Annotated in this window: 21 protein-coding genes; 15 read left to right on the forward strand and 6 right to left on the reverse strand. The window is 43.8% G+C overall.

The window, feature by feature from the left end; genetic code table 11:
• Nucleotides 1–13 precede the first annotated feature (13 nt).
• From BK139_RS12615 to BK139_RS12640, 6 genes are all read left to right on the forward strand, one after another.
• Nucleotides 14–535 (forward strand): RNA polymerase sigma factor, encoded by a 522-nt coding sequence (locus BK139_RS12615; protein WP_286148700.1) that lies wholly within the window; start codon nucleotides 14–16, stop codon nucleotides 533–535.
• Nucleotides 536–673: 138 nt separating this feature from the next.
• The gene (locus tag BK139_RS12620) at nucleotides 674–1,441 is read left to right on the forward strand and encodes a 3-hydroxyacyl-CoA dehydrogenase (RefSeq protein WP_076259209.1); all 768 of its coding nucleotides are present in this window, start codon (nucleotides 674–676) and stop codon (nucleotides 1,439–1,441) included.
• Between the two features lie 156 nt (nucleotides 1,442–1,597).
• Nucleotides 1,598–2,743 (forward strand): acyl-CoA dehydrogenase family protein, encoded by a 1,146-nt coding sequence (locus tag BK139_RS12625; RefSeq protein ID WP_076259211.1) that lies wholly within the window; start codon nucleotides 1,598–1,600, stop codon nucleotides 2,741–2,743.
• Nucleotides 2,744–2,755: 12 nt separating this feature from the next.
• Nucleotides 2,756–3,907 carry a thiolase family protein gene (locus BK139_RS12630; RefSeq protein ID WP_076259214.1) on the forward strand — a complete coding sequence of 384 codons (1,152 nt, stop codon included), beginning with the start codon at nucleotides 2,756–2,758 and terminating at the stop codon, nucleotides 3,905–3,907.
• Between the two features lie 20 nt (nucleotides 3,908–3,927).
• A complete protein-coding gene (locus tag BK139_RS12635; RefSeq protein WP_076259217.1) occupies nucleotides 3,928–5,496 on the forward strand; it encodes a fatty acid--CoA ligase in 1,569 nt (522 codons plus the stop codon).
• Nucleotides 5,497–5,516: 20 nt separating this feature from the next.
• Nucleotides 5,517–6,614, forward strand: a complete 1,098-nt coding sequence (locus tag BK139_RS12640; RefSeq protein ID WP_076259220.1) for a CaiB/BaiF CoA transferase family protein — start codon at nucleotides 5,517–5,519, stop codon at nucleotides 6,612–6,614.
• A gap of 53 nt (nucleotides 6,615–6,667) precedes the next feature.
• On the opposite strand, the gene BK139_RS23595 is transcribed toward BK139_RS12640, so the two are convergent.
• Complete coding sequence (locus BK139_RS23595) at nucleotides 6,668–6,886, reverse strand: hypothetical protein (protein WP_083675355.1); 219 nt, start codon at nucleotides 6,884–6,886, stop codon at nucleotides 6,668–6,670.
• On the reverse strand, nucleotides 6,883–7,158 hold the full coding sequence (locus BK139_RS23600; RefSeq protein WP_083675356.1) for a hypothetical protein: 276 nt from the start codon (nucleotides 7,156–7,158) through the stop codon (nucleotides 6,883–6,885). Before BK139_RS23600 ends, BK139_RS23595 begins: the two co-directional genes overlap by 4 nt.
• A 183-nt stretch (nucleotides 7,159–7,341) precedes the next feature.
• Here BK139_RS23600 and pssA point away from each other — a divergent pair, with 183 nt between their 5' ends.
• Nucleotides 7,342–8,037 carry a CDP-diacylglycerol--serine O-phosphatidyltransferase gene (gene pssA, locus BK139_RS12650; RefSeq protein WP_076259223.1) on the forward strand — a complete coding sequence of 232 codons (696 nt, stop codon included), beginning with the start codon at nucleotides 7,342–7,344 and terminating at the stop codon, nucleotides 8,035–8,037.
• A 28-nt stretch (nucleotides 8,038–8,065) separates the two neighbouring features.
• On the opposite strand, the gene BK139_RS12655 is transcribed toward pssA, so the two are convergent.
• Nucleotides 8,066–8,440 (reverse strand): nucleotide excision repair endonuclease, encoded by a 375-nt coding sequence (locus BK139_RS12655; protein ID WP_076259226.1) that lies wholly within the window; start codon nucleotides 8,438–8,440, stop codon nucleotides 8,066–8,068.
• Nucleotides 8,441–8,517: 77 nt separating this feature from the next.
• Nucleotides 8,518–9,852, reverse strand: a complete 1,335-nt coding sequence (locus tag BK139_RS12660) for an FAD-dependent oxidoreductase (RefSeq protein WP_076259229.1) — start codon at nucleotides 9,850–9,852, stop codon at nucleotides 8,518–8,520.
• 253 nt (nucleotides 9,853–10,105) lie between these two features.
• On the opposite strand from BK139_RS12660, the gene adhP reads away from it, so the two are divergent.
• The 8 genes from adhP to BK139_RS12700 all read left to right on the forward strand — a co-directional run bounded on the left by adhP (nucleotide 10,106) and on the right by BK139_RS12700 (nucleotide 19,525).
• Nucleotides 10,106–11,122 carry an alcohol dehydrogenase AdhP gene (adhP, locus tag BK139_RS12665; protein WP_076259336.1) on the forward strand — a complete coding sequence of 339 codons (1,017 nt, stop codon included), beginning with the start codon at nucleotides 10,106–10,108 and terminating at the stop codon, nucleotides 11,120–11,122.
• A gap of 270 nt (nucleotides 11,123–11,392) precedes the next feature.
• Nucleotides 11,393–12,163 (forward strand): ABC transporter ATP-binding protein, encoded by a 771-nt coding sequence (locus tag BK139_RS12670; RefSeq protein ID WP_076259232.1) that lies wholly within the window; start codon nucleotides 11,393–11,395, stop codon nucleotides 12,161–12,163.
• Nucleotides 12,164–12,216: 53 nt separating this feature from the next.
• Nucleotides 12,217–14,124: an AMP-binding protein gene (locus tag BK139_RS12675; RefSeq protein WP_076259235.1), complete on the forward strand. Its 1,908-nt coding sequence runs from the start codon at nucleotides 12,217–12,219 to the stop codon at nucleotides 14,122–14,124.
• Entirely contained in the window at nucleotides 14,124–15,008 is an 885-nt protein-coding gene (locus BK139_RS12680) for a branched-chain amino acid ABC transporter permease (protein WP_076259238.1), read from the forward strand. The genes BK139_RS12675 and BK139_RS12680 overlap by 1 nt, the downstream gene beginning before the upstream one ends.
• 3 nt (nucleotides 15,009–15,011) lie before the next feature.
• Nucleotides 15,012–16,073, forward strand: a complete 1,062-nt coding sequence (locus BK139_RS12685; RefSeq protein ID WP_076259241.1) for a branched-chain amino acid ABC transporter permease — start codon at nucleotides 15,012–15,014, stop codon at nucleotides 16,071–16,073.
• 82 nt (nucleotides 16,074–16,155) lie between these two features.
• Nucleotides 16,156–17,337, forward strand: a complete 1,182-nt coding sequence (locus tag BK139_RS12690) for an ABC transporter substrate-binding protein (RefSeq protein WP_076259244.1) — start codon at nucleotides 16,156–16,158, stop codon at nucleotides 17,335–17,337.
• A gap of 227 nt (nucleotides 17,338–17,564) precedes the next feature.
• Nucleotides 17,565–18,353 carry an ABC transporter ATP-binding protein gene (locus tag BK139_RS12695; protein WP_035329545.1) on the forward strand — a complete coding sequence of 263 codons (789 nt, stop codon included), beginning with the start codon at nucleotides 17,565–17,567 and terminating at the stop codon, nucleotides 18,351–18,353.
• On the forward strand, nucleotides 18,353–19,525 hold the full coding sequence (locus BK139_RS12700; RefSeq protein WP_076259246.1) for a phenylacetate--CoA ligase family protein: 1,173 nt from the start codon (nucleotides 18,353–18,355) through the stop codon (nucleotides 19,523–19,525). The genes BK139_RS12695 and BK139_RS12700 overlap by 1 nt, the downstream gene beginning before the upstream one ends.
• A 149-nt stretch (nucleotides 19,526–19,674) precedes the next feature.
• Here the strand turns inward: BK139_RS12700 and BK139_RS12705 are convergent, their stop codons facing one another.
• The gene (locus BK139_RS12705) at nucleotides 19,675–20,277 is read right to left on the reverse strand and encodes a class I SAM-dependent methyltransferase (protein WP_083675357.1); all 603 of its coding nucleotides are present in this window, start codon (nucleotides 20,275–20,277) and stop codon (nucleotides 19,675–19,677) included.
• Nucleotides 20,278–20,372: 95 nt separating this feature from the next.
• On the reverse strand, nucleotides 20,373–21,170 hold the full coding sequence (locus BK139_RS12710) for a DUF169 domain-containing protein (protein WP_076259249.1): 798 nt from the start codon (nucleotides 21,168–21,170) through the stop codon (nucleotides 20,373–20,375).
• Nucleotides 21,171–21,201: the final 31 nt, after the last annotated feature.

Genomic DNA, 21,201 nt, shown 5'->3' on the forward strand with positions numbered 1-21,201 from the left:
GAGGGGGATTACAGTGAAAAAACCTTCAATGGATATGAGGGAAATCTGCAGACTCTACAATAAGCGGCTTTATCATATTGCTTACAGCATAACCCGGGATCATTATCTGGCACAGGATGTGGTACAGGAAACACTGATCAAGGCGTATAAAAAAATGGACAGCATAGATGATCAGGATAAGCTGGGATCATGGTTATCTTCAATAGCGACCAGAACCGCAATAGATTTTGTGCGAAAAGAAAGAAGGACTAATGAGAGGATACAGGATTCCGTTGATTTTGAAAACTGCATGCAAAGCAGATACAGCGATACCGGGCAGGAAGCAGAGATCAATATGCTTCAAGAGCAGATATACGCTTATGTGGATTCCCTCTCCTATGAACAGAAAAGGGTTTTCCTGCTTAAAACAAAGCATGGACTGAAAGAAAGAGAAATAGCGGACATTCTCCATCTCAACCCAAACACTGTCAAAACAAAACTATATCGGGTCAGACAGCATCTGAGAGAAATTCTTGCTGATCGCAATTTGGCATAGAAAAACAGCTTCTGAAAAGGAGCTGTTTTTTTTGTGCAATAACAAGAATTGATAATTAATCAGCCATTCAGCAGGAAAATCACCATTGCAAATGGAAATGACTTCATAGAAAACCTGATTAATAAGAGGAGGTTCATTATGGAAGTGAAAGAATGCAGAGCCATAATCACTGGCGGGGCTTCAGGGCTTGGTGAGGCGACAGTGAGAAAAATAGCCGGATGCGGAGGGAAGGTCCTTATTGCAGATTTAGCGGAAGATCGGGCAGCTCACCTTAACAGTGAACTGGGTGAAAATGTTCTTTTTATGAAAACGGATGTGACAAAAGAAGAAGACGTACAGAGGGCAGTGGCATTTGCTTCTGAACAATTTGGCAGCATTAATACTGCAGTTAACTGCGCCGGCATCGGAATTGCCGCAAAGCTGCTGGGCCGAAAGGGCGTCCATTCTCTGGACATGTTCCAAAAGGTCATTATGATTAATCTGATCGGGACTTTTAATGTCATTCGTCTGGCGGCTGAACAAATGGCAAAGAATGACCCGAATGATCAAGGAGAAAGAGGTGTGATTATTAATACGGCTTCAGTCGCAGCCTTTGAAGGACAAATTGGCCAGGCAGCCTATAGTGCATCCAAAGGAGGAGTGGTTGGAATGACCCTGCCGATCGCCAGGGAGCTTTCGGGATATGGGATTCGTGTAATGACGATTGCCCCTGGATTGTTTAACACTCCCATGTTTGAATCACTGCCTCAGGAGGCGAGGGATTCATTGGGGAAAATGGTGCCCTTTCCTTCAAGGCTTGGATATCCTGAGGAGTATGCCAGGCTGGCTGAAAGTATATTAGTGAATCCGATGCTGAATGGAGAGACGATCAGGCTGGATGGCGGCATCCGAATGCAGCCGAAGTAACTCAGTGAACCTTGAAAGAAAGTTTTTTAAAAAATGAATTTTAAATGTTCTAAAAATATAGTTAATTATTGTACAATATAATTGTAAGCCTTTACAAAGGCGATAGATAATACTTTGTGTTATGCCAAAAAAATATTAGTTTCGGAGGTTCATAGTATGGCTGCGACATACCTGCAGGAAGAGCATGAAATTTTTAGAGAATCTCTGCGAAAGTTCTTAGAGAAAGAAGCCTATCCGAACTATGACAAATGGGAAGAGGACAGGATCATTCCCCGTGAGTTTTGGCGCAAGTTGGGGGAACAGGGTTTTTTATGCCCTGATATCGAAGAAAAGTATGGCGGAAGCAATGTTGATTGGGGCTTCTCAGTCATAATTAATGAAGAACTTGAACGGGTTGGGTCCGGCATGGTGGGAATTGGGCTCCACAATGATATCGTCGTCCCATACATTACTGCTTATGGAACCGATGAACAAAAGGAAAAGTGGCTTCCAAAGTGTGCGGCGGGTGAATTCATTACGGCAATAGCCATGACTGAACCTGGCGCCGGCTCTGATTTAGCAGGCATCAGAACGACAGCAAGACTTGAAGGGGACCATTACATAGTGAATGGCGAAAAGACCTTTATTACCAATGGAATACATTCAGATTTAATCATCATAGCCTGTAAAACAGATCCCCATGCAGTCCCCCGGCATAAAGGCGTAAGCCTGCTTGCGGTCGAGAGGGGAACAGAGGGGTTTTCAAGAGGGAGGAAATTAAACAAGGTCGGTCTTCATTGTCAGGATACGGCAGAGTTAATTTTTGAAGATTGCAGAGTTCCGAGAGAAAACCTGATCGGCGAAGAAGGAAAAGGTTTTCTATATTTAATGGAAAAGCTGCAGCAGGAAAGGCTTGTCGTGGCAATTGCTGCCCAGGTGGCTGCAGAGGAAATGCTTAATTTAACAATAAATTATGTAAAGAATCGCGAGGCATTCGGAAAACCGGTCAGCCAGTTTCAGAACACTCAATTTAAAATAGCCGAAATGGCAACAGATATTGAAATGGGAAGGGTGTTCCTTGACCAACTGATCACAGAGCATATGGCAGGAATAAATGTAGTTACAAAGGTCTCCATGGCGAAATGGAAGCTGACGGAAAATGCCCGTAAAATTGCAGTTGAATGCATGCAGCTTCATGGCGGCTATGGCTATATGGAAGAATACGAGATTGCAAGGAGGTTCAGAGATATACCAGTCGCCAGTATATATGCAGGCACAAATGAAATCATGAAAACGATTATTGCGAAAAACATGGGTTTATAGGGAGGAGTATATATGCGTGAAGCTGTCATTGTCGAAGGGGTCAGAACACCAGTAGGAAGAAAAAACGGCTTATTAAAGGACATCAGGGCAGATGATTTGGCTGCAGAAGCGTTAAAGGCACTTGTGAAACGTGCAGGCCTGAAGCCGGAAATGATTGATGATGTCATTCTTGGCTGTGTCTCGCAAATAGGCGAGCAAACAGGGGATATTGCAAGGGTAGCTGCATTAATCGCAGGGTTTCCGATTGAAGTGCCGGGTACAACCATTGACCGCCAATGCGGATCCAGCCAGCAGGCTGTTCACTTTGCAGCTCAGGCTATTTTAGCAGGGGATATGGATATTGTGATCGCAGGAGGGGTCGAAAGCATGTCCCGTGTTCCTATCGGCTCCAGCTATCAGGGGGTCGGTTTCAGTGAAAAACTGACAGACAGACATGAAATCATCCACCAGGGCTTATCAGCTGAACGCATTGCTGAAAAATATGGATTTACAAGAGAAGAGCTGGACCGCTATTCATTTGAGAGTCATCAGAAGGCTTTAAATGCCCAGGCTGAAGGCCGGTTTGAGAGAGAGATTTCACCATTGGATGTGACAATGTCTGATGGACAGCTTTTGACGGTAACAGAAGACGCTGGACCGAGAAAGGAAACCTCTCTGGAAGTATTGGCAAGCTTAAAAACTGTTTTTAAAGAGAATGGTATGATTCATGCAGGAAATTCCAGCCAAATTAGCGATGGAGCGGCAGCCCTATTAATTATGTCGCGTGAAAAGGCAGAGGAGCTTGGTATGAAACCAAGGTTCAAAATCCTTGCACGTACGGCAGTAGGATCAGATCCTACTTTAATGCTGACTGGACCAATAGCTGCAACAGAAAATGCGTTAAAAAAAGCAGGACTGGCTATTGAGGACATCGATGTGTTCGAAGTGAACGAAGCATTCGCTCCTGTACCGCTTGCCTGGCTGAAAGAAACAGGTGCGGATCCGGCAAAGCTTAATCCAAATGGGGGTGCCATTGCACTCGGCCATCCTTTAGGCGGAAGCGGTGCACGGCTGATGGTCACCATGATGCATGAACTCGAAAGAACAGGAGGGCGCTATGGACTGCAGACGATGTGTGAAGGTCTTGGGATGGCGAATGCGACTATTATTGAACGATTAGATTGAAAAAATGGGGAGGAATGAAAATGACTACTACGATAGGAAGAATTTTTGATCTTACTGCCGGGAAATTTCCGGATAAAGAAGCTCTGTATGATGTCAGAAAAAATCTGCGTTTTACCTATAAGGAATGGAGTCTTGAGATCAATAAATTGGCCAATGCCTTAATAAATGCAGGCGTCAGGAAGGGTGACAGGGTTTCAACCTGCCTCTTTAACACAGAGGAACTTGCTACAGCATTCTTTGCCTGTGCAAAAATCGGCGCCGTGTTTAATCCGATCAACTTTAGGCTGATGTCAGAAGAAATTGCTTATATTCTCCAGGATGCAGAGCCAAAAGTAGTGTTATTTGAACAAATGCTGGAATCCGGCATTACCCCCATCGCTAAGCGTTTTCCGCATACAGAGTTCTGGTACATTGATGACAATGCACCTCCATTCGCTTCATCCTACCGGGAAAAGGTGGATGCAGCATCGAAGGATGAAATAGATATTGAAATACATGAAAATGATTTGTACGCAATCATGTACACAAGCGGCACCACGGGAAGGCCAAAGGGTGTAGTCCACAGACACAGGGATATGGCTGAACAAAGTCTGATTGTTATAGGAGCGACAAAGGTTGAAAGCAGTGACAATGGACTCGTGACTGCACCTATGTTCCACTGCGCAGAGCTTCACTGTGCCTTTTTGCCAAGGGTGCATGTGGGTGCTGCCAATACCATCCTGCATCACTTTGATGCAAAGGAAGTATTGCGGTTAATATCTGAAGAGAAAATTACAAAGTTTTTTGCGGCCCCGACCATGTGGAATATGCTGCTGCAGGAAAACTTAGACCATTATAATTTGGAAAGCCTGAAGCTGGGACTGTATGGAGCGGCACCGATGGCTCCTGCTCTTGTGTATGCATGCCGAGAAAAATTAGGCATCTCCCTGGTGCAGGCATATGGAATGACCGAGATGGGTCCGGCGATTACGTTTTTATCAGAAGATGATCAAATCCGGAAAGCAGGATCTGCAGGACAGGCCTGTTTAAACCATGAGATCAGGATTGTAAGGCCGAATGAGAATGGTCCATCAGATCCTGATGATGTGATGCCTCCGGGAGAAACGGGTGAGATCATCGTAAAAGGTCCATGCATGATGAGTGGTTATTTTAATCGGGACGAGGCAACCGAACATACCATGCATGGAGGCTGGTACCACTCTGGTGACATCGGATATTTGGATGACGAAGGCTTTTTGTACGTCAAAGACAGAGTCGACGATATGATCATTAGCGGCGGAGAAAACATTTATCCCCGTGAAGTGGAGGATCTTTTATATACCCATAATGGCGTACTGGATGTGGCAGTGATCGGCCAGCCAGATGACCGCTGGGGTGAAACCGTTACAGCTTTCGTTGTCAAAAAAGATCCGGCACTGTCTGAAGAAGAACTCGATGAATTGTGCAGGAATAGTGATGAACTCGCCAATTATAAGCGCCCTAGAAAATATGTATTCTGTGAAGCTCTTCCAAGAAATGCGAGCGGCAAGATTCAAAAGTTCATGCTCCGAAAACAGCTGGAGGATCTGTTCGCTGAAGGGAAAATCTAGCCGGAAGAAGGGAATGCAAGATGTTAAAAGGCATAAGAGTGATTGATTTTTCCAACTATCTCCCTGGACCGTTTGCTTCCCAGAGGCTTGCAGAGCTAGGTGCAGAAGTAATAAAAGTGGAAGCGGAATCCGGTGACCCCGGCAGGCATCTCGATATCAAAATAGAGGGGACAGGTGCAGTGTTTGCCGCCAACAACCGCGGCAAAAAAAGCATTACACTTAACCTGAAGAGTGAAGAAGGAAGAAATGCTGCCCTCATGCTGATTTCAGAAAGTGATGCGGTGCTTGAAAGTTTTCGGCCTGGTGTAATGAAAAAGCTTGGCCTGGATTATGAGAATGTGAAAAAGCATAAACCAAATATCGTTTATTGCTCTCTTACAGGCTACGGTGAGAATGAAGACTATCAATATTTAGGAAGTCATGATTTAAATTATATGGCGGTAAGCGGGGTCCTTGCCCAGTTGAAGGACCGCAGCGGCCGTCCTGTTCACCCGTCCAACACAATAGCGGACTTTATGGGAGGAATGGCAGCCAGTGAAAGGATACTGGCTGCCCTGCTTTCCAGCAAAATCTCCGGCCAAGGCGGGCATCATTGCATTTCGATTGCGGAAGTGATGGCTTCCACCATGGGGAACCATTTGCTGATTGAGAGTAAAACAGGGTATCCTAAAGGACTTTCGTTATTAAACGGTGAAGTCGTTGCCTATTCTATTTATGAAACAAAGGATAGCCGGTTTGCTGCACTTGCTGCTCTGGAGCCGAAGTTCTGGATAAACTTCTGTAAGAGTGCAGGAAGGGAGGATTGGATTGATTATCATCTTTCCACTGCCTCTGGCGATAATCCTGTCTTTTTGGAGATAACCGAATTCTTTAAAAGCAGGACATTAAAAGAGTGGACTGAATTTGGCCAAAGAGCAGATTGCTGTCTGACTCCTGTATTGGAGGCCGGCGAATTGCAAGACTTTCCGCTATTTAACGGAATATTAAATACTGCCCAAAATTACCCTTTGGTAAAAATGCATGGCGGAATAGAATCAGCAATGGGGGATCCTCCAAAATTAGGAGAACATAATGAGGAAGTTCTAAGCAGTATTGCAAAGAGAAATATTAAAATATGACCGGTATGAATAAAGAGTCCCTAATCTTGAGATGATTAGGGATTCTTCATTTATTATGCCTCAAAAATGGTGATACTGGCGAAATCCAGGCGAGTCACTCTTCCTTGAGGGAAAGGCGAAGGGCCGGATAGTACAAGACGGATCTTATCTCCCTTCTCCAGCTCCTCCAGCAATAAAGTGGATGTTGCATAGTCAACGTCAAAATTATTGTTATTAAAAGAGGTTTGGGAGTTGATCAGAGTTCCGCCATTCCGCTGAAGCTCAAATTTCAACGGCAGATTCGCCTGGCCTGCAGCAGCAAATACTTGTACGCTGAACTGAAGAAAATAAAAGCCTCTTTCCTTAACTGTAATCGTATTGTTCTCCGGATCAAAGTGAAAATCAGATTTCCCCTTAGCGTGTTTAGATTGACTGTGGATGGAATGGATGTGTTCTGGTCATAAAATTGGGGAATGAAGTCATTGGTGACATAAATCTTACCCGAAGCTTTTGAATAATCTTCTTTACCCGAGCACCAGTGGTCCTGGGAATAAAAAGATAACAAATGAATCACCTCCTACTATAATTAATGATGAGTTTTAAAATTGGTATAGGACAAGTACCTAACACAATGGATTTTTGCCTTGGAATTTTCGAAAGGGAAGGATGCAGCTGAGATTAAATGGTATAATGAAAGGGAATATATATTAAAATAATCTTTTCAATTTTTGGAGTGTGATGGTCACTAGTGCGTTTTATTAAAACAATCCCCAATATGGTCACTTTGGGTAATTTATATTGCGGCTTTCTTTCAATCGGCATGGCTGCCAATGGAGAATTTAAAAATGCAGCCGTATTAATATTAATTGGCATGATGCTTGATAGCATGGACGGCAGGCTGGCCAGAATGCTGAAAGCGGATAGTACACTGGGAAAAGAACTTGATTCTCTGGCAGATATTGTTACATTTGGGGTAGCCCCTTCATTTTTGGTCTTTTATACATACTTTTTTCAATTTGGAATCCTTGGATTAGCTGTTTCAGGCCTTTTTCCTTTATTTGGGGCATATCGGCTGGCCCGATTCAATATCAGTCCGCCAAAATCCTCTTTAAACTATTTTATTGGAGTTCCGATAACAGCAGCAGGCGGGATCATGGCCATACTGACCCTTTTTGGTGATCGTATTCCCAATATCATTACAACGGTTGTATTCACTGCACTTTGCTTTCTTATGGTAAGCAGAATCCGGATTCCCAGTTTTAAAGAAGTTCCCCTTCCAAAATATGGAACAATTGTTACCGTTTTTCTGGGAAGTGTTCTATACGTTATTTACAAGGGTTCATATGGGCCGTTTCCCGATTTGATTTATATTGCAATTCCTCTTTACATTGCTTATCTGACATACCGATTCATAAAAGGCAAAAATAAAAAAGAAATTGATTAAACAAAAAAAAGGCCGCGCTGGCCTTTTTTTATTTGTAAAATACTTTGTCGATATTATATTTTGCCTGAAGGGCATTGATGATATAAGTCTCATAAATTTCGCGCTCCATGCTGTCTTCCACGTAAATGACCGCAATTTTATGGACATCATCACGATGATTTTTTATTGGAGAAACATTGTCTTCAAAATGCTTTTTAACCCGCTGTCTTAATTTGCGGGCTTTTCCTACAAAGAGCAGATCTTCTTTCGCATCAAAAAACAGAATCATGCCGCCTTTGTCTCTTGGTATCTTATGGTAATCTGTGAACCCATAGACACTGCTAAGGTCACTTTCTACTGCCTGTCCCGTTTGCCTGCTTCTTGTAATAACGAGATTAGGCTCTGGTATTTCAATTTTTATCAATATCATCACTTCCTATTCTAAAGATTAAGAGTAACATATACCTGCAAAGTAATCCACATTCATAGAGGGAAATTGATTTATTTCTTTCGTCTTCGAAATATATTCCTTACTGCACGCGGGGTGAACAATACTGCCGGATGTGCCTGCAGATGGAGCACTTTCATAAAGCAGTCATATGTATAGGGATCAAAGGAACAGGCATTGACCACTTTTTTGACATACCATTGAAGAAGGGGCAGTCCCAAAGGTTTAGCTCCAGCTGTATGGGAGAATCTGAAATCCTCAGTTAAAGCAATTAACCAGGGGATATCCACTATTTTGCTGATTTTTCTATGGAAATTATACGGATCCGCATCCGCTTCTCCTGCACTTATGAGGATATCCTGCAATGCCTTTGCTTCCTTTGCAGCAATGCTCATTCCCTGCGCAAATACCGGATCCATCCGGCAAAAAGCATCACCCATGACAAGCAGTCCTTTAGGAAAGGTCTTCATTTTTTCGAAGTGATATCGCCTCATGGAAGGAAAGCGGTACACTTTTATATCTGAAGCAGGTTCTCCATTTGTTATGCACTCATAAATATGCGGCTTTTCCAGGTTTTTCGCTGCCTCGAGAAATTCATGGTGATCCGCTGGCGGATTATTGGCACCATATCCAAAGAGGGTAATCATCCATTCATTATTCTCGGTTGGAGAAATGGCTCCTCCAAAGGATTGAAGCGGAGGATTCGGATAAACCAATAAACTTTTCCATTCAGGATCTGACTGAATTCTTCTGTAAATACGGTTAGCATAGAATAAGTTGATAGATACCTCTGTTTTCTTTGGCTGGGCCACCCCGACTTTGTATAGGCAATGAAATGCAAGGCTGCTGGCACCTGATGCATCAACAGTTAAATCGGCAGGATATATAGCATTACCTTTTGCGGTTTCCGCTTCAATACCCGTAATTCTTGAACCATTTAAGGTAAAATCTTTAGCTTTAGTGTTATATAAAGTATGGATATTTTGAATCTGATCTATTCTTTTACGAAGATGGTATTCAAGAAATGGACGGCTTTGCTGAATAATAGAGCAGCCTGAGTCATATCTGACTTTCCAGCTTCCGTGATGGTGCCAGGCTATGTCATTAGAAAAATCTGCAGGAACTGAACCACCTTTTATCATTTCAGCTCTCAGACCCGGGAAAAGTTCCTCAAGTATTTTCTCTCCGCTCTTCAGAAGAACATGACCCTGAGCAGCCTGTGGTACCCCTTTTCGCGGGCTGCCCTTCGGCTGTTCACCATCTTTTTCGATAATCATAACCTTTTCGAAGGAGTCTGAAAGGACTCTCGCCGCCAGCATGCCGGCAATGCTCCCTCCGATCACAATGGCCGTTTTTCTTCTACTGTATTTTTTTTGATTTCCAAGCATTCAAAAATCCTCCATATGCTTCATTACTTTTATAATAGTACCTCATGACTAATAAAGATATCGTTAATAGCAAATAGCAAGTCATAAATTGGTTTGTTTGCAAAGCTGTAAAAAAGTATCGTCACATTTGTGAAATTGTTCACAAGTTAATTGCCGGACAACATGTTTTGTTAGACAATGACGATGTAGTTGATATTCCTAAAAAACAATTGAGGTGACGGACATGTGTGAACAATGCAGCAGTGAAAACATGATGAAAGCAGCAGTTGTGCATAAATTTAAGGAAAGCCTGGAAATTGAAAATGTGAGAGTACCATCCGTTGGAAAAAATGATGTATTAGTAAAAATAAAAGCCTGCGGTGTATGCCATACAGATTTACACGCTGCACATGGTGATTGGCCTGTTAAACCGGCACTTCCCCTTATTCCGGGGCATGAAGGGGTCGGCGAAGTTGTAGAAGTGGGAGAAGGCATTACACATTTGAAGGCTGGAGATCGTGTCGGAGTGCCTTGGTTATATTCAGCCTGCGGACATTGTGAATACTGCTTAACCGGGCGTGAAACACTTTGCCATAATCAGCTGAACGCGGGATATTCCATTAATGGCGGATACGCAGAATATTGTCTTGCTGATGCCCGTTATGTGGTGAAGGTTCCGGATTCTCTTGACTACGTTGAGGCAGCGCCAATTTTTTGTGCGGGTGTAACGACATATAAAGCGCTGAAGGTAGGGGAAGCAAAGCCGGGAGAGTGGGTCGCTGTTTATGGTATTGGAGGTCTTGGACATGTGGCAGTCCAATATGCAAAAGCAATGGGACTGAAGGTGGTGGCAGTCGATACATTTAACGAAAAGCTGGAGCTGGCAAAAGATTTAGGTGCGGATTTAACTGTTAATCCGAAAGTCGAGGATTCAGCTGTCTTCATACAGCGTGAAATAGGCGGGGTGCAAGCATCCATATGCACGGCAGTGTCTAAACACGCTTTCAGTGAAGCTTATCGTGCTGTCAAACGCGGAGGAAAGTGTGTAGCTGTAGGATTGCCGCCGGAAGTTATGGAAGTTCCGATCTTTGATACAGTTCTAAACGGTGTCAGCATTGTAGGTTCTATTGTTGGAACAAGAAAGGATTTGCAGGAAGCCCTTCAATTTGCAGCAGACGGCAAAGTAAAAACAATAGTGGAAACGGCATCCCTTGAAGAAATCAATAGAGTCTTTGATGATCTTGAAAAAGGGAAAATAAATGGCCGTATTGTTATAAAATTTGAAGATTAATAGAATTGGCTTTAAAGCTGGGCACATTTGTGTCCGGCTTTTATTTATGAATTCGACCCAACTAATATATCACCATTTTCATAGTGAAAAAAACTTGCACATAAGGAATTTGTCATATCAATATTTCCATTCACATAAAAATGAAAAATAGCTCAGGAGAGAAAAATATTTTAAATATTAAAAGGAGAAAACAATTGTGTAAAGAATATTTAAACTATTCGTAATTTTATGAAAAATATTTCACCAATCGAAATAAAGGGGGTTGAAAGATTGGGAATTTTGGAGATTAAGGATGCTACTTTAAGGTTTGGAGGCGTAACAGCTCTTGACCAGGTTTCCTATGAAGTGCAGGAGGGGGAGATTTTTTCGCTGATTGGTCCAAATGGTGCAGGTAAGACAAGTATGCTGAATTGCATAAGCGGGCTGTACAAACCTTCATCCGGATCGATTTATTTTAAGGGGGAAGATATTACCCGGTATAAACCTCACAAAAGAGCCAGTATGGGCATTGCCCGTGCTTTTCAGAATATCGAGCTTTTCCCGCATTTATCTGTTTTGGACAATCTGATGCTTGGGAGGCATGTGAGAATGAAAACCGGGCTGCTTGCAGGAGGGCTGTATTGGGGGAAGGCGCAGAGAGAGGAAATCGAACATCGGAAAAAAGTTGAGCAGGTGATCGACTTTCTTGAAATCGAGGATATCCGCAATACCCCCGTGGGAACTCTTTCATATGGACTGCAGAAAAGGGTCGAAACCGGCAGGGCTCTGGCACTGGAACCTGAAATTCTCCTTCTGGATGAGCCGATGGCAGGCATGAACAGTGAGGAAAAAGAAGACATGGCCAGATACATTATTGACATCCACGAAGAAATGAACACAACCATTATATTAATTGAACACGATATGGGGGTTGTAATGGACTTATCCGATCACATTGCAGTTCTTGATTTCGGGAAGCTGATTGGCTATGGGACACCGGAAGAGATTCAGAATAATCCTAAAGTCATAGAAGCCTACCTGGGAGAAGAGAATGCCGTATAAAAGATAGACCGGCTAAAGTGATTTTTAGATATTTAGGAGGGGGGAGCGATTCTATGAGCAAGACCTTTCCGCAGCTGCTGATTGAAAGGGCTTACAGGAATGGGACGCAAGTGGCTTTAAGAGAAAAAGAATTTGGAATATGGAATGAAATTACGTATGAAACGTTCTTAGACAAAGTAAAGAATTTCAGCCTGGGTTTGGCATCACTGGGTCTGAAAAGAGAAGATAAGCTTGCTATTATTGGCGATAACAGGCCCGAATGGGTAATCAGTGAGCTTGCTGCACAAAGCTTAGGCGGCATTTCAGTAGGCATTTATCAGGAATCCCTGTCTGCTGAACTAAGTTACATTATCGATAATTGTGACGCAACCATAATCGTTGCTGAGGACCAGGAGCAAGTGGATAAACTGCTGGAAATTAAAGAATCCATTCCAAAAGTCAGAACGATTATTTATTATGATTCACGCGGCATGAGAGGTTACCGGGAGGATTTTCTGCTGGAATTTAACGAGGTTCTGGAAATGGGACGAAGTTTTCACTCAGGGCAGCCTGCCTTATTTTCAGAGGAAGTTGATAAGGGGTCTGCAGATGACGTGGCGATTTTGTCTTATACTTCTGGAACGACAGGCAATCCAAAAGGAACGATGCTTACTTACCGAAATCTGATCGAAATGGCTAAAAATCTGTCAGACATTGATCCGCTGACAGATAAGGATGAATATGTTTCATTCCTTCCTCTTGCCTGGATCGGGGAACAGATGATGACTCTTGCCATGGGCTTATACAATGGGATGACGATTAATTTCCCGGAAGAGCCGGCAACCGTTTTGGAGGACCTCCGCGAAATTGGACCACAGGTTATGTTTTCGCCGCCCAGAATCTATGAAGATATGGTATCGCGATTTCAGGTTAGAATTCAGGACAGCGGCTGGCTGAAAAGAAAGATTTATAACTGGTGCAAGCCGATCGGCGAGAAGGTAGCAAAGGCCCATTTTGAAAATAAACCAGTCAGTACGGGTACGAAGGCTCTTTATAAAATGGCCGATTACCTGATGTTCAGTGCCATCCGCGATCACTTTGGACTCTTGAAGATTAAGCGTGCCTATACAGGCGGTGCACCTTTGGGACCTGATGTATTTGAATTTTTTCATAGCATAGGAGTTAATGTGAAAAGCATTTACGGGCAGACAGAGGTAGCCGGCATATCCATTGTGCACAGGGACGGCGATATTAAGCTTGATAGTGTTGGAATTCCAATACCGGGTACAGAAGTGAAGATTTCTGAAGAAGGGGAAATCCTGATTAAAAGCTCAAGTGTCTGCAAGGGGTATTACAAAAATGAGAAAAGCACAACGGAAACCATTCAGGATGGATGGCTGCATACCGGGGATGCAGGGAGGCTGGATGAAGGAGGGCATTTGTATATCATTGACCGGATTAAGGATGTCATTCGCCTTGATACGGGTGAAATGTTCTCTCCGCAGTTTATCGAAAACAAGCTGAAATTCAGTTCGTTCATACAGGAAGCGGTAGCAATTGGGAAGGATCGCCCGTATGTGGTTGCCATGATCAATATTGATATGAAAAATGTAGGGCGCTGGGCGGAGAAAAACCAAATCAGCTATACCACTTATACCGATTTATCTTCCAAGCCGCAAGTGCTGGAGCTGATCGAAAAACAGGTGCAGGAAATCAATCAGACGCTGCCTGAAAAAGCACGCGTGAAGAAATTCGTCCTTCTTTATAAAGAGCTTGATGCAGATGATGAAGAGCTTACAAGAACCAAGAAAGTCCGCAGGCAGTTTGTTGCTAAAAAATATCAGGCCTTAATCGATGGTCTTTATACAGAGGACAAAAAAATTCGTGTCAATGGAACGATCAAGTATCGTGATGGCATGGAACAAACCATCCAGACAACGCTTCAGGTGATCTTTATGGATGAAGGAGAGGGGGCAGCTTAATGACATTTTTCTTGCAAATGCTCGTAACAGGCATCGTGGTAGGCAGCGTTTATGCTCTTGTTGCATTGGGCTTTGTGCTTATCTATAAATCCAGTGATGCCATCAACTTTGCACAGGGCGAGTTCCTTTTAATTGGAACGTATGTCTGTTTAACGCTTATTACAGCCTACAACATTCCGTTTGTGGCAGCCCTGTTAATCGCTCTCATGTTCAGTGCTGTTTTAGGATTTGTTATTGAACGGATCGTTCTGAGGCCGTTTATTGGAGAGCCCGTCATATCCATGATTATGGCGACCATCGGATTATCGAGCGTTCTTGCCGGGATTGTCCATATTATTTGGGGCCATGAAACACGTGTATTTCCCAAGATTTTCTCTGAACAGCCTGTTAACCTTGGTGAGATCGTCATTGCGCCGGTCTATCTATGGTCACTTGTAATCGTTGTGGTGATGCTTGTCATTTTTACCCTCTTTTTCAAATATTCCAAGCTTGGAATTGCGATGAGAGCAACCGCAGATGATCAGCAGGCGGCAATGTCAATGGGAATCAGCGTAAAAATGATTTTCGCTGTGGCCTGGGCGATTGCAGCCATTGTTTCGGCAGTTGGGGGAATCCTTCTCGGAAACATCAACGGTGTGAATGCATCCCTTTCAGCGATCGGCTTAAAGGTGCTTCCGGTTGCCATTCTTGGAGGACTCGACAGTATTCCCGGTGCGATCATCGGCGGGCTGATCATCGGCATTCTTGAGAGCCTGACCGGCGGATATCTGGATCCATTGGTTGGCGGGGGTCTGAAAGAGGTTATGCCGTTTGTCATCCTCGTATTTATCCTGATGTTCAAGCCGTATGGTTTGTTCGGAAAAAAAGAAATCGAGAGGGTGTAACCGATGAGAAATCCTTTTGTAATGGATTGTGGAGAATTCCATGTGAATTATAAACAAGATATGGCGATCTGGAAGATCACCAGGGTAAGGATGCGCATGTTCATTCTTCTGGCAGCATTTGCAGTCTTCCCGATGTTTGCATCCGATTATATCATTGGACTGGCTACACTTTGCGGAATTGCCGCTATTGGTGCGATCGGTCTGAACATCCTGACGGGCTTTACAGGCCAGATTTCAATCGGGGTAGGGGCCTTTTTGGGGGTAGGCGGGTATACATCGGCTATTCTGACAGCAAAGCTGGGATTAAGCTTCTGGATTGCCATGCCGACAGCCGGTATTGTGACGGCGATAGTCGGCGGACTATTCGGACTGCCATCCTTAAGGCTAAAAGGATTATATTTGGCGATAGCCACTCTTGCAGCACAGGTAATCATTTTATTTGTTATTTCCCGCTGGGATGCGCTGACTGGCGGAACAGCCGGAATGGTCTTATCCAGGCCTGAACTTGGCAGTTTTGTCTTTTACAGTGAACGGAGTTATTACTACCTTATGTTTGTGGTGCTGATTATTACAGCAATCTTCACCCTGAACCTCTTCCGTTCGAGGGTCGGCAGGGCATTCATAGCAGTCCGTGACCGTGATGTGGCAGCAGAGGTTATGGGGATCGATTTGTTTAAATATAAAGTATTGGCATTTATAGTAAGTTCCTTCTTTGTTGGCATTGCCGGTGCTTTACTGGGCCATTATACAATGGTTGTCAGTCCTGAGCTTTACAGCATTACAGTGTCCATCGAATACTTAGCAATCATACTGGTCGGTGGTCTTGGAAGCGTATTCGGGTCGATTTACGGAGCTGTATTTATTACATTGCTTCCAGTTGTACTAAGATCAGGGGTTGAAATGATGAGCGGGGTATTCCCTGACTTATCAGCTGTCTTAATCGGGATGAAAGAGGTAGTATTCGGCCTTGTGATTATCTTATTCCTGATCTATGAACCGCAGGGCCTCGCGAAAATATGGAAAAACATCAAAGACTATTTTAAGCTCTGGCCATTTTCCTATTAATTCCCGGGTAATAATATCTGAAAATTTTGAAAGTAAATCTTTCAAATTTTTATAAAAAAGAGGAAAAATGAGGGGGAACATTATGAAGAAGGTTTGGAAGGGTTTATTGGCAGCAACATTAATGACTGGAATGCTGGCAGGCTGTTCTGGAGGCAGCGAGGAAGCTTCAGGTGACAAGAAAGGCGGCACTGTTAAAGTTGGCGGTATCTTTGACCTTACGGGAGGTACCGGTGATGTTGGAACACCATATGCAGAGGGTGAAAAAGCATTTTTTGAATCCATTGCTGGCGAGGAGATTAACGGCTATAAGCTCGAATTAATTGGTGATGACTATGCTTATAAAATCCCGGAAGCCCAAAAGCTTTATCAGAAATTAAAATCAAAAGATAAAGTATCAGCCATTTTGGGATGGGGAACAGGGGACACTGAAGCCCTTCGCCAGCAGGTGGCAGCCGACAAGCTTCCATTCATCTCGGCTTCATACTCAGAGAACCTGAAAAATATTGACGAAAGCCCATATAACTTCCTGGCTGCGGCTTCTTACTCCGACCAGGCAAGATCCGTACTGAAATGGATAAAAGACAATCACACCGGCGGCACACCGACTGTAGCATTAATTTACAATGATACGGCCTTTGGCAAATCGCCAATTGAAGATGCCAAAAAATTTGCCAAGGAAAATGGCATTGAAATTGTAGATGAACAAATTGTTGACCTGAAAACACTTGATGCAACATCCCAATTGCTGAACATGGAAAAGAAAGACCCTGATTATGCGATTATCAACCAAACTTGGGGTGCAACAGCAACTATATTAAAAGATGCTAAAAAGCTTGGTTTGGATACACAATTCATTGGATTAAACTGGGCTACCGGAGAAGGCTTGCTTCCTATTGCAGGTGATGCGGCTGAAGGATTTATCGGAGTCGTCACTCATGCCTTCCCATATGAAGATCTGCCTGGAATGGAAGAAATCAAGAAGTTCGTAGAAAGCAAGGGTGAAAAGCTGGAAGACAAGAACCAGAAGTTTATCCAGGGATGGGTGTCCGCCAAAATCATGGTTGAAGGCATGAAGCTTGCTGAAGACCCGACTTCAGGCGAAGGCATCCGTGCCGGCCTGGAGAAGATTTCAAATCTTGATCTCGGCGGTTTAGCCGCTCCGGTTACTTTTTCACCTGACAATCATGCTGGTACAAACCAAGTTCGATTGGCAGAAGTGAAGAACGGCCAGTTTGAAGTGTTCACTGATTATATCGGCTACTAACAAGATGGGGGGCGAGGTTTTATACCCGCCTCCTGTTCACTTTTAAAGGCTTGGCACTTATGTATTAGCAAATAAACTCGAAACTTGGCAAATAAACATGAAAATTGCAAACAAACGATTGAATCCGCAGACAAATTTTTGTTTGTAGAAATAAACAGAGAAGACCACGAATGATTCAGAACATGACCTAGGAACAAAAAAATAGAGATAGCCGGGAGGACAGATGCATGCTGACAATAAATAATGTCGAAGTGATGTACGACAAGGTCATCCTTGTATTAAAAGGGATGTCAATGGTGGTGCCAAAAGGGAAAATTGTCGCTTTGCTCGGCAGCAATGGCGCCGGGAAAACGACGACTCTTAAGGCTATATCCGGCCTGCTGAAAAGCGAAAACGGTGAAGTGACGGATGGATTTATCGAGCTTTATGGCGAGCGCATTGATGTAAGCGATGCTGAAACCATCGTAAAGAAAGGCATTTTTCAGTGCATGGAAGGAAGGCGCGTGTTCAAGCATCTTTCTGTGGAAGATAACCTGATCGCAGGTGCACATACCAGGAAAGACCGGAAGAATATTAAAGGCGATATCCAAAAAGTCTATCATTACTTTCCAAAGCTTGAAATGCTGAAGCACAGGCAGGCCGGATATCTGTCAGGCGGAGAGCAGCAGATGCTTGCCATTGGAAGAGGAATCATGGCAAAGCCAAAGGTGCTGCTTCTCGATGAACCTTCATTAGGACTTGCCCCTCTATTAGTAAAAGAGATCTTCGGGATTATTAAAAAAATCAATGAAGAAGAGGGAACCACTATACTGGTAGTGGAGCAAAATGCCAATGTTGCCTTATCGATTGCCGATTATGGATACATCATGGAAAACGGCCGAATTGTGATGGATGGTACGGTGGACCGGCTTCTTTCCAATCAGGATGTGCGTGAATTTTATCTTGGAATGGGAGATAAGGGCCGGAAAAGCTATAAAGATATTAAATCTTATAAAAGAAGAAAGAGGTGGCTGTAATGGAAGAACTGAAGGAAGTAATTCACCATGCATATAATAATGCCAGCGGATTTAAAAGGCGCCTTGAGGATGCCTGTATTTCCCCAGATGACATACAAACTTTAAAAGACCTTGAGAAAATACCTGTGCTTAAAAAAGATAGATTGCCGGAATTGCAATCTGCAGATCAGCCTTTTGGAGGCTTTGCAGCTGTAAAGCCTAATGAGATGGAACGAATTTTTATGTCGCCAGGTCCGATTTACGATCCGCAAACGACAGGGAAAGATTTCTGGCGATTCTCAGAAGCTCTCAAGAAGGCAGGCTTTGGGGAAGGGGATATCGTACAAAATACATTTTCCTATCATCTCTCACCGGCAGGCTTTATGTTTGACTCCGCACTTCGTGAATTAGGAGCAACTGTCATCCCTGCCGGAACCGGGAATCGGGAGCTTCAGATCCAGATTATGAAGGATGTCAGGGTAACCGGCTACGTGGGAACCCCGAGCTTCTTTAGCCTTTTGCTTGATGCCCTTGAAGAAAAGGGATGGGAGGCGGGAAAAGATGTTGTCGTAAATAAAGCTTTCTTTACTGCAGAAATGCTGACGGAACAAATGCGGAAAAGGTGTGAAGACAATGGGATTTCCGTATATGAAGGATATGGGACTGCAGATTGCGGGTGTCTTGCTTATGAGGACAAATCGGGGCCTGGTTTAAGAATTACAGATTCTGCTGTTGTTCAAATCTGTGACCCGCAGACTGGATCGGAAGTTACAGATGGAGAAGGAGAAGTGGTGGTCACTTTATTTGATAAAAGCTACCCGCTTATCCGCTTTGGCACAGGCGACCTTTCACGCTGGGTTAAAGGGTATGAGGGAAAAAGGATTGCAGGAGTGCTGGGGCGTGTCAGTGATGGGATAAAGGTAAAAGGAATGTTTGTAAGAGAAAAACAGCTGGCGCAGGTATTAAATGAAGCAGGGTATCCGGTATTCCAGGCTGTGGTAACAAATGAGCAGGGGCATGACCAGATTAAGATTTTCATAGAATCGGAAGAAGGATTAAACCCTGAGCTTTCTTCAAAAATCCAGAATGTGATAAGGGTTAAGCCGACACTTGAATTAATAGCGTCAGGCTCTATTAAAAAGGATGAAAAGAAGCTGGTGGATAAGCGGAACTACGAATTAAAGAGGGTGTAGTCAAAGGGGCTGATGGAATCGGCCTTCTTTTTTATGAGGATGTGAAATAGTTAACTTTGATTAATGCGGAAAAAGGAGTTATTCAGCGCAAGCCAAAAATCCCTGGACAATCATCCGCAATCTGTTCACAAATGGCGCCGTTAATGAAATTAACGGCCGCCATCAGGATTCTCACACTCCACCACTAGAAACAATCCTTTATAATAGGGAGTCACGTTCGTTATCTTCATGCCTGAATCCTGTATAGCCTGAAGTGTGTCACGGTTCAGATGGCAGCCGTCGCATATCCGTTTCCAAAGAGGATTGAGGGCTTCCTGGGCAAATGCGAGAGCGTGCTGCTCCATTTTCACATGTTCAAAGAATAGTATTTTTGCCTGTGGCTTGCAGACTCGTTTGATCTCTGTGAGTGCTTGTTCAGGATTTGGGATAGTGCAGAACACCAGGGTGGCAACTGCCGAATCAAAGGTATTGTCCGCAAATTCAAGTTCTTCAGCAGACTGCTGGTGAATGTGAATAGGAACTGAAGCCGCATTTTTCCGGGAAAGTGATTTTTCAATCATCGCCTGATTCGGTTCAATGGCATCGACCCGGTCAGCCTTTTTATATAAGGGGAAGTTAATGCCTGTACCGGCTCCGATCTCGAGCACGCGGCCGGAAGCCATGGAAAGAATCTTACTTCTGATTCGCCGGAATTTTCTTTTTTCGAGAGGCTGCATGGCCAGATCATATAGGGAAGGGAATAAGCTGCTCAATTATTTCACTCATTTCTTAATAGCTGTTTATTCTATTTTACCCTTTTCCCAAAACGAAACAAGCCGGCACCTCGATTGGAGGAGCCAGCTTTCAATCAGGGCATGCTGTCGAACATTTCGTTCAGCTTCTCATATGTGTCCGGATATTTTGCCTCATATTGAAGATAGGCTGGGATAGGGTAGCGCACACCGCCTTTGTGGGTTTGCTTTAATCCATCTGCAAATTCATCTGCCATGGAAAAAGGAATGGTGAAGGCCATTTCGTGATCATGCGTCTGACCGAAGACCCGGTCCCCATAGCATGGGAGGATTACCTGCGGCTTACCGGTTTGTATGGTCTTAATTACAATATCGGCGCAATCTGCCCGGGCAGTAAAAGTGGAAGTAATTTCGCCGCCCGTATGATAGAGTGCGCCAGCCACCATTCTCATGACTTGTGCTGAATTCCCATAAACAGTGATAACATCCGGTTCGAATGCTGCTCTCCCCAGAGGAGCCATCAGCACTGTCCCGGCTTCCTCTTTTGTAAACTTGGCTACGGCCGCTTCGGTTAAGGCGCCAAGATCACAGGTTTTTGTGTACATTCCATCTGTTAAATTTCCTTCTGAGTAATAGTCCAATTCCTCCTCAAACCCGAAAGCAATTTTGGCAATTGGACATGACAAATCTTCTTTGCCCATGGCAATCGCCCAGCCATATCTTCTTGACATCGTTACCCCTTGGCAGATGCTGAAAGTTTTGTTAAAGTCTCTTGCCGGACGCTTGACCCTGTCAGGCATAGAATCTTCCTTTTTCATAACTCTAATGGCAAGCGGAAAGGTGTCAGGACGCACATATGTATGAATAGCCGTTTCCAGATCAGATAGCTTTTGAGCGTGAATGGCTCCCTGCATTAAAATCCCTCCTTAAGATACAATAAGTATT

It is taken from the genome of Paenibacillus sp. FSL R5-0490 (genome assembly GCF_001956215.1).
Taxonomy (GTDB): domain Bacteria; phylum Bacillota; class Bacilli; order Bacillales; family Cytobacillaceae; genus Cytobacillus.